A 13241-nucleotide genomic window follows, 5' to 3' on the forward strand; every position below is an offset into this window, starting at 1 on the left:
GCGCGAAGGCCGACCCTGGCCGGGTCCGGCGCGCCGCGGTCTTACTTGCAGGCGGCGCAGAAGCGCTGGATGCGCTTGCACGCTTCTTCGAGCAGCTCTTCCGAGGTTGCGTAGGAGATGCGGAAATTGGGGCCGAGACCGAAGGCCGAGCCATGGACCACGGCAACGCCTTCGGCTTCGAGCAGCTCGGAAACGAAGTCCTCATCCGTCTCGATGACCTTGCCGGACGGCGCGGTCTTGCCGATCAGCCCCTTGCAGGACGGATAGACGTAGAAGGCTCCCTCGGGGGAGGGGCATTCGATACCGGTCGCCTGGTTCAGCATGGAGACGACGAGGTCGCGCCGACCTTCGAAGATCTTCTTGTTTTCCGGAATGAAGTCCTGCGTGCCGTTCAGAGCCTCGACGGCTGCCCACTGGGCGATCGAGCAGGCGCCGGAGGTCTGCTGGCCCTGGATCATGTCCATGGCCTTGATGAGCGCCAGCGGGCCGGCGGCATAGCCGATGCGCCAGCCGGTCATCGCATAGGCCTTGGAGACGCCGTTCATGGTCAGCGTGCGATCGTAGAGCGCCGGCTCGACCTCGGCGGGGGTCGCGAATTTGAAGTCGCCATAGGTCAGGTGCTCGTACATGTCGTCGGTCAGCACCCAGACATGGCTGTGCTTCATCAGCACATCCGTCAGCGCCTTCAGCTCAGTATGGCTGTAGGCCGCGCCGGAGGGGTTCGACGGCGAGTTGAAGATGAACCACTTGGTCTTCGGCGTGATCGCCTTGTCGAGATCCTCGGCCGTCAGCTTGAAATTGTTGGCCTGGGTGGTTTCGACGAAAACCGGCGTGCCGCCGCACAGCGCCACCATTTCCGGGTAGGAGACCCAGTAGGGCGCCGGAATGACGACCTCGTCGCCGGGGTTCATCGTTGCCATGAAGGCGTTGAACAGGATCTGCTTGCCGCCGGTGCCGACAATGGTCTGCGCAGCGGTGTAGTCGAGATTGTTCTCGCGCTTGTACTTGCGCACGATCGCCTCGCGCAGCTCCGGAATGCCGGCCACCGGCGTGTATTTCGTTTCGCCGCGGTTGATGGCGTCGATGGCGGCCTGCTTGATATTGTCCGGCGTATCGAAATCCGGCTCGCCGGCGCCGAGGCCGATGACGTCGCGGCCCTTGGCTTTCAGCTCACGCGCCTTCTGGGAAACGGCGATGGTGGCGGAGGGCTTCACACGGGAAAGGGCGTCGGCAAGAAAGGCCATCGGAGCGGGATCCTGATCTGTTGCAGGCTGTCATCGTTGCAAAGGAGACCGGCATGGGCATCGCAGCCTTGCGAAGGCTCATGCGCGCGCAGGGCGCCATTGCCCATGCGCACCGCTGTATGGAGAAACTCCGTCGGCAATTCAAGCGGAAAGCCGGACAAAGCGGAGCGCGAGGACCGGCAATGCCAAGGATTGATCGAACCGATCAAGGACGGTGATGGAAAAGAGGGCGAATCGGGAACAGACGGGCTCCGGCGAGCACCTGCTCGACACGCTCACGCAGTGTTTCCAATTTGTTAACAAGATCAATTGTTTCCCCATTCTTCGCCAGCCCTGCTTTTGCCACGGGAAAATGCACAGCCTGCCCCAATTTCGTCCTGATCAGGTCGATTTGTGCAGGTCTTCTTCGATCCTCCCGAATTGCCCGCCGCTTCGCTGTCCAAAGGTGCCCACCATGCCGTCTTTTCTCCCGACCCGCCTCTTCGACAAGGGATGGTGCAGCGCCTTGGGCATGGCAGCCGTTCTCACTCTCTCGACAGCGCCACTGGTCGCATCGCCGAGCGCCGCAGTCGAGCTGGAGCCTGCCGCCATCGACGAGACGGTCTTCCCGATCGGCGCGCCTCCGGCGATGATCGAGGCGACGGAGGGCGGGCAGCCCGGCGCGCGGCTCTGGCGGGACGACGCACCGGCCTTGCTGCCCGACGCCATCTCGACCGGTGCGATCTCCACCAGCGCCATCATGGCGACGCCGCCGCTCTTCCGGTTTGCCACATCGCCTCTCGCCCTGGCGGCGGACCGGCATATCCTGGTCGGCCTGATGCTGCTCGCGGTGGCCGCCATGGCCTCGGTCAGTTTCGGTCTGTGGCGCTGGCAGGTCCGTGGCTTCCATCATGCGGCCGAGGATCGGTTGGGGGGAGGGAGCGCCCATGCCGCGTAAATCCGCCACCCGTGCCCCGATCGCGCCCCGCCCGGGCGAGCAGGGCGGCTTCCTGTCCGGTCTCAATCCGCTGGAGACCCTGGTCATCGCGGCGATCATCCTCGTCGCTCTGGGCGGCGCCCTGCTTGTCGGCAAGGGCCTGCTGCTCAAGAGCCGCGTCGATGCAGCCACCGCAACGCCAGCCCCGCTGATGCTTGCCGAACTGGCGCGCTGAGGCCGGTCGTTCCCGCTCCCGTCCGAACCCGACCACAGGCCTGCCGTTCGAGGCGGGCCTTTTCGCTGTTCGAACCGCCCGCCTGCGCAGCCCTGGCCTCATCACGACACCGCGTCTGCGCATGATGGATGCAGGAGACCGCTGGAGAACATCCTTAGGTTAATCTTGGCTTGCGAAGCAGTGTTTAGTGTTTCGAAACGAGACCGGCTGGTGCTTCCTGGTGAAGGGATCGAGGCCCTCGAAAGCCTAAAAACGCGGCACCTTCAACGGCGAAAAGCAGTCAATTCAATATGTTGTAGACAATCCTAATTTTTAGGCAATTTCAGGGATTTGGGTAGGAAATGCACAAAACGAAAGCATGCACTCCTTTCAAGAAAGTTTTGCTTGCCAATTCAAAATAAACACATCAAGCTTACTGCGTTCGGGCAATCTACGAACACGGGAAGACCTTTGATCGATGCGTGCTGGAGACGCAAAATTCTCCGGGTTGCCGGGTCGGCTCTCTGGCTCGCACGGTAGCACTACGGGTTCCTTTCCTCGCACTCGAGACCTGCCTGCCGCACGCCCCTAGGGCAACACTTTCGTGATGCTGCCCGCCGCTTCCGGGCAGAGGAAAAAGGACCTAACGCATGGCCGAGACTGGCATTGTAAAATTCTTCAACACCGACAAGGGCTTTGGCTTCATCAAGCCGGACAATGGCGGCGCAGACATCTTCGTTCATATCTCCGCAGTGCAGGCGTCCGGCCTGAATGGGCTGTCCGAGAACCAGAAGGTCAGCTTCGACACCGAGCCGGATCGTCGTGGCAAGGGCCCGAAGGCCGTCAACCTTCAGGTTTCCGGCTGATAAGACCGAGACCACCCGCAAGGCTGCTTGAACCCGGCGGCGCTCTGGCGGGCAATGAACCCTGATTTTGTGAAACGAACCCGAGACCCGGCCTGAGTGCCGGGTTTTTTGTTCAGTCTACATTCAGTTTCGCCGCATTAGCATGCTGTTCATGATGAAGCGGATGTCGTTCCGCTTCTGCGATAGGGATCACCGCCATGAAGACATTCCTGAAAGCTGCCATTCTGTCCATTGCGACGCTGGCGACGGTTGCGCCGGCTCTCTCGCCCGCCCATGCCGACGACTGGCGTCGGCGCCACTATTACCGCGGCCACGACCGCGGCGGGGATGCGCTGGCGATCGGCGCCCTGGGTCTTGCCACCGGCGTCATCGTCGGCAGCGCGCTCGCCTCGCCGCCGCCGCCGCGCTACACCGGCCCGGTCTATATCGATCCTCCGGTCGATTATTACCCGCCGCAGCCGGTCTACCGTCCGCGTCCTGTCGTGGTTCAAAGCTATGAACTGCGCCCTTGGACGCCTGCCTGGTACGACTATTGCGAACGCCGCTACCGGTCCTTCGATGCGCGCACCGGCACTTTCGTCGGCTATGACGGCCGGGAGTATTTCTGCCGCGCCAGCTGATCGGCTCTCGCGCCGTTGAACTGCAAGAGGCCACGTCCGGCAGGGCGTGGCCTTTTTCATGAACGGAACGGGGCGGTCGGTCTCAGGGTGGCCGCGGCGCGACGCCTGGGCTCAACCCTCGTGCGTGGTTGGCCGGAGCTGACCCGTGGCGGGCGGTTCCATGCCGCGCAGATAGGGGTTGGTGCGTCGCTCTTCCCCGATCTGGCCGCCCGGACCATGGCCGCAGATAAAGCCGAAATCGTCCCCCAGCGGCAGGATCTTGGTGCGGATGCTTTCGAGCAGCTGCTGATGGTTGCCGCCGGGCAGGTCGGTCCGACCAATCGAGCCATGGAACAGGACATCGCCGACATGGGCGAAGTGCTGGGCTTCATTCACGAAGACCACATGCCCTGGCGCGTGGCCGGGGCAATGCAGCACGGTGAACGCATGATCGCCAAAGGTTAGCTGATCGCCATCTTCCAGCCAGCGGTCAGGACGGACGTTCTCGACCTTCATCGCAAGACCGAAGCGTTCCGCCTGCTCCTCAAGCCGCGAGAGCAGCGGCTCGTCATCACGATGCGGACCGATTATCGGGAGACCGAGAGCCTCTTTCAGCTCCTTGGCGCCGCCAGCATGGTCGATGTGCCCGTGGGTCAGCCAGATGGCCGAGAGGGTGATGCCGTTTTCGCCGAGCGTCTGCAGAATGACATCCACATCCCCGCCGGGGTCGACGATCACACCCTGCTTGGTGTCCGTATCGAACAGAACCGTGCAGTTCTGCTGGAAATGCGTTACCGGAATCACCCCTGCCTGCAGCATGCCCATCGTCTGACCTCGCTATGTCGATCGGAGAGGGGAGCTATAGGGGGTTTGCCGGTTCTGCGAAAGATCACGCTCAGCGGGCGGCGGCAAGCTGAAGGTCGCTGACGGCATAGGCGTCCACGCTCGCCGTGGCCATGGCCGGCTTCAGCGGCATGTTGAGCGTCGTCATCAGCAGGGCGAAGACGGCGATCTTGGCGCAGATCACGGTGATGACCACCGGGCGAAGCTGCTCTTCGGGACTGGCCGAAGCGCGCTTGGCTTCAGAAATCATTGTGGAATCGAAGTCGGTCGTATGCATGGGACGGGTCCTGGTCTGTTCGGCTGGGTAATGAAAACAGCCCCGAAAGGTTCCGGATCGGCACCTCTCGGGAAGCATCGCGCCATAAGCACGGCCGTGGGTGTGTCCAAAGGAACACAGCTGCAAGCCTGCCCGTTTGCTTGCGCGCCGGGACGACGGTTTGCCATCCGCGCAGACGCCTGCGTGCGGCTCGGCCTCTGGTCGTGGCGAATGAGACCAAGTAGAAAGAGCGAAGGAACGAATGCCGGTTCGCCATTGCGGGCCGGCAGAGCATGGGGATCGGTGTGGCGGGGCAGGCGAGTCTGACAAGGCAGCGGGAGAAGCAAGAGCAGGATGCCATCGATTACGAAATGATCGAGCTGCTGTTCTTCGCCTATCGCGCCTTCACCTCCGATCCCGATGTGATTCTCGAAAAGCGCGGCTTCGGTCGGGCGCACCACCGCGTCCTGCATTTCGTCGACCGGGAGCCCGGCATGACGGTCGCCGATCTTCTCGAAACCTTGAAGATCACCAAGCAGAGCCTGGCGCGCGTGCTCAAGCAGTTGATCGATTCCGGCTATATTCGCCAGGTGGCGGGGCCGGAGGATCGGCGCCAGCGCAAGCTCTACGCGACGCCGGAGGGCACCGCGCTTGCCCGCGCCTTGGCCGAGCCGCAATCGCGCCGCATAGCCGAGGCGCTCGCTGCCGCCGGTCCGCAGGCGCGTCCGGTCATCGGCCGGTTCCTGGCCAGCTTGCGCCTGGGAGAGAACGAGGCGGCTGGGCAGAGTGAGGCGAGGGAGGATCGGAATGACGAAGACGATACGGATCGCTGACGACGCCCCGCACCTCATGGTGGTGGATGACGACCGGCGCATCCGCGACCTGTTGAGCCGCTTCCTTGTGGATCAGGGCTTTCGCGTGACGACGGCCGCCGATGCGGCCGAGGCGCGCAGGCGGCTGGGGGGGATCGATTTCGATCTCTTGATCGTCGATGTCATGATGCCGGGCGAAACCGGAGTTTCGTTGACCCAAAGCCTGCGGCGCATCAAGACAGTACCGATCATCATGCTGACGGCGCTGGCCGAGACCAATGCCCGCGTCGAGGGGCTGGAGGCCGGGGCGGACGACTACCTGCCGAAACCCTTCGACCCGCGGGAACTGGTGCTGCGCATCAACAACATTCTCAGGCGCAACGCCCCGGCGCAGGCGCCGAAGGTGGAGCAGGTGATCTTCGGACCCTTCACCTTTTCCGTCACCCGCCGCGAGCTGCGCCGGGGTCCGGAGCCCATTCGCCTCACCGACCGCGAGCAGGAGATCATGATGCTCTTCTCCCAGCGCGCCGGCGAAACCATTCCCCGCCACGAATTCGTCGGCGACGATGCCGAGGTCGGCGAACGGACGATCGACGTCCAGATCAATCGGCTGCGCCGAAAGATCGAGGATGACCCGTCCAATCCCGTCTGGCTGCAGACCGTGCGCGGCATCGGCTATCGGCTGAGCGTCGACTGAGGAGGGGCCGATGGCTGAATCCATGCTGCCCCCTGCCGGTCTGCCATCTGCGCCGGATCGCGCGGAGCCACCCCGGCGCCGTCGGATCGGCGGGCGCAGGCCGCGCACCGGGCTCGGCCGCTGGCTGCGCCGCCAGTTGCCGATCGGGCTTTATGCCCGGTCGCTGCTCATCGTCATCATTCCCATGGTGCTGCTGCAGTCGATCGTCGCCTTCGTCTTCATGGAGCGGCACTGGCAGCTGGTGACGCAGCGCCTCTCGGCGGCAGTCACCTCCGATATCGCGGCCGTCATCAAGCTGATCGATACCATGCCGGCCGATCAGGGCGCCGCGATCGAGACGATCGCCCGCGAGCAACTGGGCTTGCGGATCTCGGTCGAGAACAATGGCGAACTGCCCCTGCCGACCCGCAAACCCTTCTTCGACATTCTCTACCAGATTCTCAGCGACGAGATCGAAGACCAGATCGACCGCCCTTACTGGCTCGATACGATCTCGAGCCCCGATTATGTCGATATCCGCATCAAGCTCGACGGCGATCGGGTTCTGCGCGTCTCGGCCCGGCGCAACCTCGCCTATGCGTCGAACACGCACATCTTCATCTTCTGGATGATCGGCGCCTCGCTGGTGCTGCTCACCATCGCCATTCTCTTCCTGCGCGGCCAGATCCGCCCGATCCTGCAATTGGCGCGTGCGGCGGAAAGCTTCGGCAAGGGTCAGAAGATCGACGACTTCTCGCCGCGGGGGGCCGAGGAGGTTCGCCGCGCCGGCCTCGCCTTCATCCAGATGCGCGAGCGCATCGAACGGCAGATCGAACAGCGCACCACCATGCTCTCCGGCGTCAGCCACGATCTGCGCACCATCCTGACCCGCTTCAAGCTGCAGCTGGCACTGGCAGGCGATAATCCGGATCTCGAGCCGCTGCAGCAGGACGTCAACGACATGCAGAGCATGCTCGAAGGCTACCTGGCGTTTGCGCGGGGCGAGGCGGAGGAGGATCTGGGCACGCTCAGCCTGTCCGACCTGATGATCCGCCTGTCTGCCGAGGCGGAGCTGCACGGCAAGACGCTCACCACCGTGGTGGATGGCGACGACGAGGTGCGCGTGCGCCCCAATGCCTTCACCCGCCTCGTCGTCAACCTGACCTCGAACGCCTATCGCTATGCCGACACCGTTCAGGTCGAAGCGCGTCACGGCCAGAAGTGGCTGACGATCACCGTCGACGACGACGGGCCGGGCATTCCCGAAAGCGCGCGCGAGGACGTGTTCAAGCCGTTCTTCCGGCTGGATGAAGCCCGCAATCTCGATTCCACCGGCACCGGCCTCGGTCTCTCCATCGCGCTCGATATCGCCCGCAGCCATGGCGGACACCTGACGCTTGCCGACAGTCCCCTGGGCGGCCTGCGCGCCATCGCCCGCGTGCCGGCGTAATGGGGCCGAGAGGCCGAGCCTAGGACAGAAGCACCTGCCAGTTCGTCGGCAGGTGTCTTGGCAGCAGCGATTGGCCGGTCGAACAACGGCGGCATGCCAGTCTCGGACATCAGGACGTCGAGCGCCGCCGCCGTCGTGCCGCCGGGGGAGGTGACGGTGCGGCAAAGAGTTGCGACGACGCTCGCGCTTGAGCGCTCAGGACGAGACATAGGCTCGGATGAGCCCGTTGATCAGCGTCTCGTAGGAAACGCCCTTCGCCTTCGCCTTTGCCTTCAGCCGCTCCAGGTCGTCCTTGGGGATATCGAGAGCGATTTGTTCGCTCGCGAGACCAAGCCGCCGCACCGCCGCTTGGCTCAGCTCGATCTCCAAAGCATCAGTCCAGACGCTCTGCAAATCGGTGTCGTGGTCTTCCAGGAGTTCCATCAGCTCAGCCTCGTCCCGATCGAACGGCTCCGCAGGTCTCATCATCGTCCGGTCCTCGTTGCATAGAGCTTCGTCAGCCGCCGGCTGGGGAAGGCGGTCTTAAGGAACCAGGTCCCCTTCGCCTGTTCCACCGATGGCACAGCATAAACATAGTCGCGAATTTGAACGACCAGGATCTTCTGGTCCGGGTACCGCTCCCGATTTGGATGGGCGAGAACATCCAGGAGTCCGCCTTGGGCAATGCTCGCCGCAATCGCTTCGAAGGAGATGGCGCGCTCTGCTTGACTCTTCAGAAGAGCGTTCTTCTCTTCAGACCATACCAGAAGCGGCGCCACCAGTCATCCTCGCCAGAAACGAGCGATAACGCTATCATAATTTAGATAAAATTAAACTACGCGCGGCCGCCGACTACATCAGCTTCTGCCCGTTCGCCACCGGCCGTTCCAGTGCGGCGAGGACGATGGCGCCGGTGTCGTCGGTGAAGCCGAGGGTCAGGACTTCGGAGCGGACGGGGCCGATCTGGCGCGGGGGGAAGTTGACGACGGCCATGATCTGGCGGCCGACAAGTGTTTCCGGCGTGTAGTGCACGGTGATCTGGGCGGAGGACTTCTTGAGCCCGATTTCCGGTCCGAAGTCGATCAGCAGCTTGTAGGCAGGTTTGCGCGCCTCGGGGAAAACCGCGGCCTCGACGATCGTTCCGGTGCGGATATCCACCTTCTCGAAGTCGGCAAAGGTGATTTCGGCTGCGCTTTTGGCGTCGGTCATCGGGTTATCCTGCCAGTTCGCCGGCACGTGTCTTGGCGGCAGCGATTGCCCGGTCGAACAGCGGCTGCATGCCTGTCTCGGCCATCAGGACGTCGAGCGCTGCCGCCGTCGTGCCGCCGGGGGAGGTGACGTTGCGGCGAAGCGTGGCGGCGTCATCGGGGGACCGGTGAAGCAACTCACCGGCCCCCGCGACGGTTTCCCGCGCGAGACGCATGGCGAGGTCCGCCTGAAGACCGGCCTTCCGACCGGCTTCCGCCATGCATTCGACGAGATAGAAAACATAGGCCGGGCCGCTGCCCGAGAGCGCCGTGACCGCATCGATCTCGGCCTCGCTCTCCACCCATTCGACCGGGCCGGACACCTGCAGCAGCGCCTGCACCGCCGCCTTCTGTGCTGCGGTGACCCGCGCATTGGCAAAGGCGCCGGTCACGCCGCGGCCGATCATCGCCGGCGTATTGGGCATGGCGCGGATCATGGCGGCGGGGCCAAGATGGCGCTCCAGCGTCGCAAGCGTCTTGCCGGCCGCAACGGTGACGACGACCGTCTGCGGGCCGACCAGCGATGCCAAGGGCGGCACCACGCTGTCGATCAACTGCGGTTTGACGGCCAGGAAGAGAATGCCGGCGGTGACACCCTGCGGCGCCGCGGTCAGGTGCTTCGCACCCTTTTCGGCCATCAGCGCGGCCAGCGCCTCGCGCGGGCCCGGGTCGATCACCAGGATGTCCGAGCCGCGATGGCCACTGTTCAGCCAGCCGGAGAGCATGGCGCCGCCCATATTGCCGGCGCCGATCAGGATCAGGGGACCCGAACCCATGGTTCCCGCCTCTGCCGGTCCTGCACCTGTCGTCCCTGCCATGCGTCTTAAGCCTCGCCGACGGTTTCGAACAAGGCCGCTTCGACTGCGGCTTCCGCCGCCATGCCCGACCAGACGACGAACTGGAAGGCTTGGAAATAGCTCTCGCAGGCATCGAGCGCGCTGGACAGCAGCACTTCGACCTGGCGGTTGGTCGGCTCCGCTCCACCGGACAGCAGCAGCGACTGGCGGAAGATGACGACATCTTCCTGGCGCCACAGGTCGAAGTGGCCCATCAGCACCTGGCCGTTGATATGGGACAGCAGGCGGATTGCCTCGTTGGCCCGCGCATCCGGGATCTTCATGTCGAAGGCGCAGGACAGGTGGACGGCTTCGAACTCTTCCATCCAGGCGAAGGACACGTGGTAATCGGCAAAGCGCCCTTCCACCGTCATCGCGATTTCGTCTTCGCCCGAGCGCTCGAAGCTCCAGTCATTGTTGGCGGCGACGAACTCGATCATATCGACCGGGTTGGATTGACGCTGCAGTTCCACTTCCATCAAGCTCATGCTTCACCTTGCTGGCATCGTTCCGGGCAGCAGGCCATCGCCCCGCGCAAGACAGCGGGACTAAGGGCGAACGCAACACACCGGAAGAGACACGGGGTCGACGGCTTCGGAGGGTGAACCAGGCCCGGCAAAGCGCGATCTCCACCGCTCTCCGCCCTCGCGATCCGTTCCGAATCATCTTGTAAAATCAGTGTATAACGCGCGACTCGTGAGACCAGCCCTCAAGCGTTAAAAAACGGTGGAGCAGCGGTTGCAGGCTTCCGAAAATGATTCAGCGGGAGTCGATAAATGATTCAGCCGACTGCGTTTTTCGCAGCTGTCCACAGGGGCTGAAATTCTTCAGAATTTTTGCGGGAAAGGGTCGCTCGGGCCCCGTTCGATACGGGCGCCGCAGCTTCTCGATTCAGTGCGTCAGGCGGGACAATCAAGGATTGTTTCGCCCCCGCCGCCGGGATCCGTCGAAGGTCGGCGCTTCGTCCTCAGTCGACGACCGGCCGCCTGTCGAAAAGTGCGGCATAGACGTCGGACAGGGCCGCGGCCTCGCGTTCGATGGCGAAATGGGTGCGCACATGGGCAAGCCCGTTCAGCCCATGCGCGGCGGCGCGCGCGGGATCGGCCAGATAGGGCTCGATCGCTTGCGTCAGCGCGGACCCGTCGCCGGCCGGAACCACGGCGCCAGTCTCGCCGTCAACGATCAGCTCGGCATAGGCGCCGGCGTCCGAGGCGACGGTGGCCGTCTGCGACGCCATGGCCTCCAGTGGCGTCAGGCCGAAGCCTTCATTGCGGGAGGGGGCGACATAGAGGGACAGCCGGCGATACCAGGGGCGAACATCCTCCACCTCGCCGAGGAACAGGATGCGCTCCGAGAGGCCGGCGGCGGCGATCCGGGCCTTCAGCTCGTCGCCGAAAGCCGCATGCTCCGGCGTGATCCGGCCGCAGAGGATGGCCGTCCAATCCGGATAATGGGGCAAGAGGGCGATCATGGCATCGACGAACAGATCGGTGCCCTTCTGGTGACGGATGCGCCCGAAGCAGCCGATGAGATGGCGGCCGGGCAGCCCGGTCGCAGCCATGTCGTCGTCGGGAGAGGCTGGCGGCGAGAAGCGCGTGAGATCGATGCCATGCCGGATGACTCTGTGCGGCACCTCGAGGAACGAGCCGGACCGGGCCGAGGTGGCGACGACCGCATCCATGCGGCGGATGAGGAAACGCGTCCAGGAGGAATGCCGACGCTGGGCGGCGGAGGTGAAAAGAAGCGCCAGCTTCATGCGCAGGAGATCGCGCATCACAATGCCGGGCAGCATCTCGATATTGCGGCGTGCATGCCAGATGCGCAGCGCGCGGTGCCTCGGCGGCCGCCAGAGCTTGAAAAGGGCGGAGAGCGGCAAATGCGGCAGCCAGTCCGGCAGGCCGGGGCCGATCGTCGCCACGTTGTCGCCATGCTGGCGCTGGGCCGGGACGAGCTGGATGATCGAGGAGGTGACGCCGGACAGGCGACGCTTGAAATGCGGCGCGACGATCTCGGTGTCCTCGAGCGATTCCGTCATGCCGATCACTGAACCTGAACAGGGAGAGGGACAGGGCGTGGCCGCGGACAATCCCATCGCCGCGGCCCGCAGGCTGGCCGGCGCAAGCGCCAGCCGCCGGATCAGCCCCAGTTGATTGCGAGGATTTCGTAGGCCTTGGAGCCGCCCGGCGCCACGACCTCGATCGAATCGCCGACTTCCTTGCCGATCAGCGCCCGCGCGATCGGGGAGGAGATCGAAATACGGCCCGCCTTCACATCGGCTTCCTGGTCGCCGACGATCTGGTAGGTCTTGTTCTCGTCCGTGTCTTCGTCCACCAGCTTCACCGTGGCGCCGAACTTGATCTTCGAGCCGGACATCTTCGACAGGTCGATCACCTCGGCGCGGGCGACGAAATCTTCGAGCTCGCCGATGCGGCCTTCATTGTGGCTCTGCGCTTCCTTGGCGGCGTGATATTCGGCATTTTCCGAAAGGTCGCCATGGGCGCGCGCCTCGGCGATCGCCTCGATGATGCGCGGACGTTCTTCCTGCTGGCGCCAGCGCAGCTCTTCCTGCAGCTTCACGAACCCATTCGCAGTCATCGGTACTTTTTCGACCATTCTCAAAGTCCTTCAACAGTGCGCGCCGGGCCCGGGCAGATCTGCTGCCGCGGTGGGCCAAAGGAGCCCGGCGCAAAAGAAAACAGGCCCCAGAGCCGAAACTCCGGAACCATCCAGCGTCTTGCCGTCGAACACGCGCAGCCCGATCCTCGGACCGGCTCCGGCAACGCCTCCGGCCCAACGAACCTGCGGCATCCCGGCACGAAGGCATGGGAAGGCTGCGACGCAGGGCAATAGATATAGCAGAGATCGCCGCCGGGAAGCCAGATTTTTCGCGTTGTTGTCCAAGGCCTCGCGTCTGGGGCTTCGGCCGTCATGTCGGCGACGGGCCGGGGAACCAAGGCCGCCCATCAGCCGTTGGCCGGGCGAGAAGGAGACCCCGATGGACCCACATGCACCTGAAACACTCGACGGCCGACTGAACGCGTATCGCCGACTGCTGGTCGGCCTGTTTACGCAACTTGCAGAGCGGGAGGACGGGCGCGCGCTGATCGATGCCATCCTCGCCGATACCGAAACGGTGGCCGATCATGAAGAGGATCCGGGCGTTCTGCCCGATCGGGGCTTTGCCGGCCAGGAAATCGCCAATGCGGAAATCCAGGCCGTGCTGAAGGCGGCTCTGACCCGTGCTGAAGCCCGTGCTGCGACCGGCGGCCAAGCACGCCGATGACCGGCATGCCCGCAAGTTTG

Annotated in this window: 18 protein-coding genes and 1 pseudogene; 8 read left to right on the plus strand and 11 right to left on the minus strand. The window is 64.1% G+C overall.

Going from position 1 to position 13241, the window contains the following annotated elements; translation table 11 throughout:
- Positions 1 to 41: 41 nt before the first annotated feature.
- Positions 42 to 1244, minus strand: a complete 1203-nt coding sequence (locus U8330_RS05620; protein ID WP_323104155.1) for a pyridoxal phosphate-dependent aminotransferase — start codon at positions 1242 to 1244, stop codon at positions 42 to 44.
- Positions 1245 to 1698: 454 nt separating this feature from the next.
- Between U8330_RS05620 and U8330_RS05625 the strand changes: the two genes are divergently transcribed.
- The 4 genes from U8330_RS05625 to U8330_RS05640 all read left to right on the plus strand — a co-directional run bounded on the left by U8330_RS05625 (position 1699) and on the right by U8330_RS05640 (position 3860).
- The gene (locus U8330_RS05625) at positions 1699 to 2181 is read left to right on the plus strand and encodes a hypothetical protein (RefSeq protein ID WP_323104156.1); all 483 of its coding nucleotides are present in this window, start codon (positions 1699 to 1701) and stop codon (positions 2179 to 2181) included.
- Positions 2171 to 2395: a hypothetical protein gene (locus U8330_RS05630; RefSeq protein ID WP_323104157.1), complete on the plus strand. Its 225-nt coding sequence runs from the start codon at positions 2171 to 2173 to the stop codon at positions 2393 to 2395. The genes U8330_RS05625 and U8330_RS05630 overlap by 11 nt, the downstream gene beginning before the upstream one ends.
- Positions 2396 to 3024: 629 nt before the next feature.
- Entirely contained in the window at positions 3025 to 3240 is a 216-nt protein-coding gene (locus U8330_RS05635; RefSeq protein ID WP_037098666.1) for a cold-shock protein, read from the plus strand.
- A gap of 197 nt (positions 3241 to 3437) precedes the next feature.
- Positions 3438 to 3860, plus strand: a complete 423-nt coding sequence (locus U8330_RS05640; protein WP_323104160.1) for a BA14K family protein — start codon at positions 3438 to 3440, stop codon at positions 3858 to 3860.
- 111 nt (positions 3861 to 3971) lie between these two features.
- On the opposite strand, the gene U8330_RS05645 is transcribed toward U8330_RS05640, so the two are convergent.
- Both U8330_RS05645 and U8330_RS05650 read right to left on the minus strand, forming a co-directional pair.
- On the minus strand, positions 3972 to 4658 hold the full coding sequence (locus U8330_RS05645) for an MBL fold metallo-hydrolase (RefSeq protein ID WP_323107188.1): 687 nt from the start codon (positions 4656 to 4658) through the stop codon (positions 3972 to 3974).
- Positions 4659 to 4734: 76 nt separating this feature from the next.
- Positions 4735 to 4959 (minus strand): hypothetical protein, encoded by a 225-nt coding sequence (locus tag U8330_RS05650; protein WP_323104161.1) that lies wholly within the window; start codon positions 4957 to 4959, stop codon positions 4735 to 4737.
- A gap of 272 nt (positions 4960 to 5231) precedes the next feature.
- On the opposite strand from U8330_RS05650, the gene U8330_RS05655 reads away from it, so the two are divergent.
- Genes U8330_RS05655 through U8330_RS05665 form a run of 3 tightly spaced genes read left to right on the plus strand, consistent with a single transcriptional unit; the run spans position 5232 to position 7876 of the window.
- Positions 5232 to 5771 (plus strand): MarR family transcriptional regulator, encoded by a 540-nt coding sequence (locus tag U8330_RS05655; protein ID WP_323104162.1) that lies wholly within the window; start codon positions 5232 to 5234, stop codon positions 5769 to 5771.
- Complete coding sequence (locus U8330_RS05660) at positions 5746 to 6447, plus strand: response regulator transcription factor (RefSeq protein WP_323104164.1); 702 nt, start codon at positions 5746 to 5748, stop codon at positions 6445 to 6447. The genes U8330_RS05655 and U8330_RS05660 overlap by 26 nt, the downstream gene beginning before the upstream one ends.
- Positions 6448 to 6457: 10 nt before the next feature.
- Complete coding sequence (locus U8330_RS05665; protein WP_323104165.1) at positions 6458 to 7876, plus strand: ATP-binding protein; 1419 nt, start codon at positions 6458 to 6460, stop codon at positions 7874 to 7876.
- A gap of 32 nt (positions 7877 to 7908) precedes the next feature.
- Here the strand turns inward: U8330_RS05665 and U8330_RS05670 are convergent.
- The 8 genes and pseudogenes from U8330_RS05670 to greA form a co-directional block, all read right to left on the minus strand.
- A pseudogene (locus U8330_RS05670) lies at positions 7909 to 8046 on the minus strand (pyrroline-5-carboxylate reductase dimerization domain-containing protein); the annotation flags it as partial.
- A gap of 25 nt (positions 8047 to 8071) precedes the next feature.
- Positions 8072 to 8344, minus strand: coding sequence for a CopG family antitoxin (locus U8330_RS05675; protein ID WP_323104166.1), 273 nt, complete (start codon positions 8342 to 8344; stop codon positions 8072 to 8074).
- On the minus strand, positions 8341 to 8634 hold the full coding sequence (locus tag U8330_RS05680) for a toxin (RefSeq protein WP_323104167.1): 294 nt from the start codon (positions 8632 to 8634) through the stop codon (positions 8341 to 8343). The genes U8330_RS05675 and U8330_RS05680 overlap by 4 nt, the downstream gene beginning before the upstream one ends.
- A gap of 73 nt (positions 8635 to 8707) precedes the next feature.
- Positions 8708 to 9064 (minus strand): tRNA-binding protein, encoded by a 357-nt coding sequence (locus tag U8330_RS05685; protein WP_323104168.1) that lies wholly within the window; start codon positions 9062 to 9064, stop codon positions 8708 to 8710.
- A 4-nt stretch (positions 9065 to 9068) separates the two neighbouring features.
- The gene (gene proC, locus U8330_RS05690) at positions 9069 to 9878 is read right to left on the minus strand and encodes a pyrroline-5-carboxylate reductase (protein WP_323104169.1); all 810 of its coding nucleotides are present in this window, start codon (positions 9876 to 9878) and stop codon (positions 9069 to 9071) included.
- A 47-nt stretch (positions 9879 to 9925) separates the two neighbouring features.
- Positions 9926 to 10426 carry a YbjN domain-containing protein gene (locus U8330_RS05695; RefSeq protein WP_323104170.1) on the minus strand — a complete coding sequence of 167 codons (501 nt, stop codon included), beginning with the start codon at positions 10424 to 10426 and terminating at the stop codon, positions 9926 to 9928.
- 479 nt (positions 10427 to 10905) lie between these two features.
- The gene (locus U8330_RS05700) at positions 10906 to 11973 is read right to left on the minus strand and encodes a glycosyltransferase family 4 protein (protein WP_323104171.1); all 1068 of its coding nucleotides are present in this window, start codon (positions 11971 to 11973) and stop codon (positions 10906 to 10908) included.
- Between the two features lie 101 nt (positions 11974 to 12074).
- A complete protein-coding gene (gene greA / locus U8330_RS05705) occupies positions 12075 to 12551 on the minus strand; it encodes a transcription elongation factor GreA (RefSeq protein ID WP_323104172.1) in 477 nt (158 codons plus the stop codon).
- Positions 12552 to 12933: 382 nt separating this feature from the next.
- Here greA and U8330_RS05710 point away from each other — a divergent pair, with 382 nt between their 5' ends.
- Positions 12934 to 13221: a hypothetical protein gene (locus U8330_RS05710; RefSeq protein ID WP_323104173.1), complete on the plus strand. Its 288-nt coding sequence runs from the start codon at positions 12934 to 12936 to the stop codon at positions 13219 to 13221.
- The last annotated feature ends 20 nt before the right edge of the window (positions 13222 to 13241 follow it).

The sequence above is a fragment of the Rhizobium sp. CC-YZS058 genome, from assembly GCF_034720595.1.
Lineage (GTDB): Bacteria > Pseudomonadota > Alphaproteobacteria > Rhizobiales > Rhizobiaceae > Ferranicluibacter.

Coding starts and splice junctions, on each gene's coding strand:
- U8330_RS05640 (WP_323104160.1), top strand. CDS start 3,438: ATGAAGACATTCCTGAAAGCTGCCATTCTGTCCATTGCGACGCTGGCG.
- U8330_RS05620 (WP_323104155.1), bottom strand. CDS start 1,244: ATGGCCTTTCTTGCCGACGCCCTTTCCCGTGTGAAGCCCTCCGCCACC.
- U8330_RS05625 (WP_323104156.1), top strand. CDS start 1,699: ATGCCGTCTTTTCTCCCGACCCGCCTCTTCGACAAGGGATGGTGCAGC.
- proC (WP_323104169.1), bottom strand. CDS start 9,878: ATGGGTTCGGGTCCCCTGATCCTGATCGGCGCCGGCAATATGGGCGGC.
- U8330_RS05685 (WP_323104168.1), bottom strand. CDS start 9,064: ATGACCGACGCCAAAAGCGCAGCCGAAATCACCTTTGCCGACTTCGAG.
- U8330_RS05710 (WP_323104173.1), top strand. CDS start 12,934: ATGGACCCACATGCACCTGAAACACTCGACGGCCGACTGAACGCGTAT.
- U8330_RS05675 (WP_323104166.1), bottom strand. CDS start 8,344: ATGATGAGACCTGCGGAGCCGTTCGATCGGGACGAGGCTGAGCTGATG.
- U8330_RS05660 (WP_323104164.1), top strand. CDS start 5,746: ATGACGAAGACGATACGGATCGCTGACGACGCCCCGCACCTCATGGTG.
- U8330_RS05635 (WP_037098666.1), top strand. CDS start 3,025: ATGGCCGAGACTGGCATTGTAAAATTCTTCAACACCGACAAGGGCTTT.
- U8330_RS05665 (WP_323104165.1), top strand. CDS start 6,458: ATGGCTGAATCCATGCTGCCCCCTGCCGGTCTGCCATCTGCGCCGGAT.
- U8330_RS05700 (WP_323104171.1), bottom strand. CDS start 11,973: ATGACGGAATCGCTCGAGGACACCGAGATCGTCGCGCCGCATTTCAAG.
- greA (WP_323104172.1), bottom strand. CDS start 12,551: ATGGTCGAAAAAGTACCGATGACTGCGAATGGGTTCGTGAAGCTGCAG.
- U8330_RS05695 (WP_323104170.1), bottom strand. CDS start 10,426: ATGAGCTTGATGGAAGTGGAACTGCAGCGTCAATCCAACCCGGTCGAT.
- U8330_RS05655 (WP_323104162.1), top strand. CDS start 5,232: ATGGGGATCGGTGTGGCGGGGCAGGCGAGTCTGACAAGGCAGCGGGAG.
- U8330_RS05630 (WP_323104157.1), top strand. CDS start 2,171: ATGCCGCGTAAATCCGCCACCCGTGCCCCGATCGCGCCCCGCCCGGGC.
- U8330_RS05645 (WP_323107188.1), bottom strand. CDS start 4,658: ATGCTGCAGGCAGGGGTGATTCCGGTAACGCATTTCCAGCAGAACTGC.
- U8330_RS05650 (WP_323104161.1), bottom strand. CDS start 4,959: ATGCATACGACCGACTTCGATTCCACAATGATTTCTGAAGCCAAGCGC.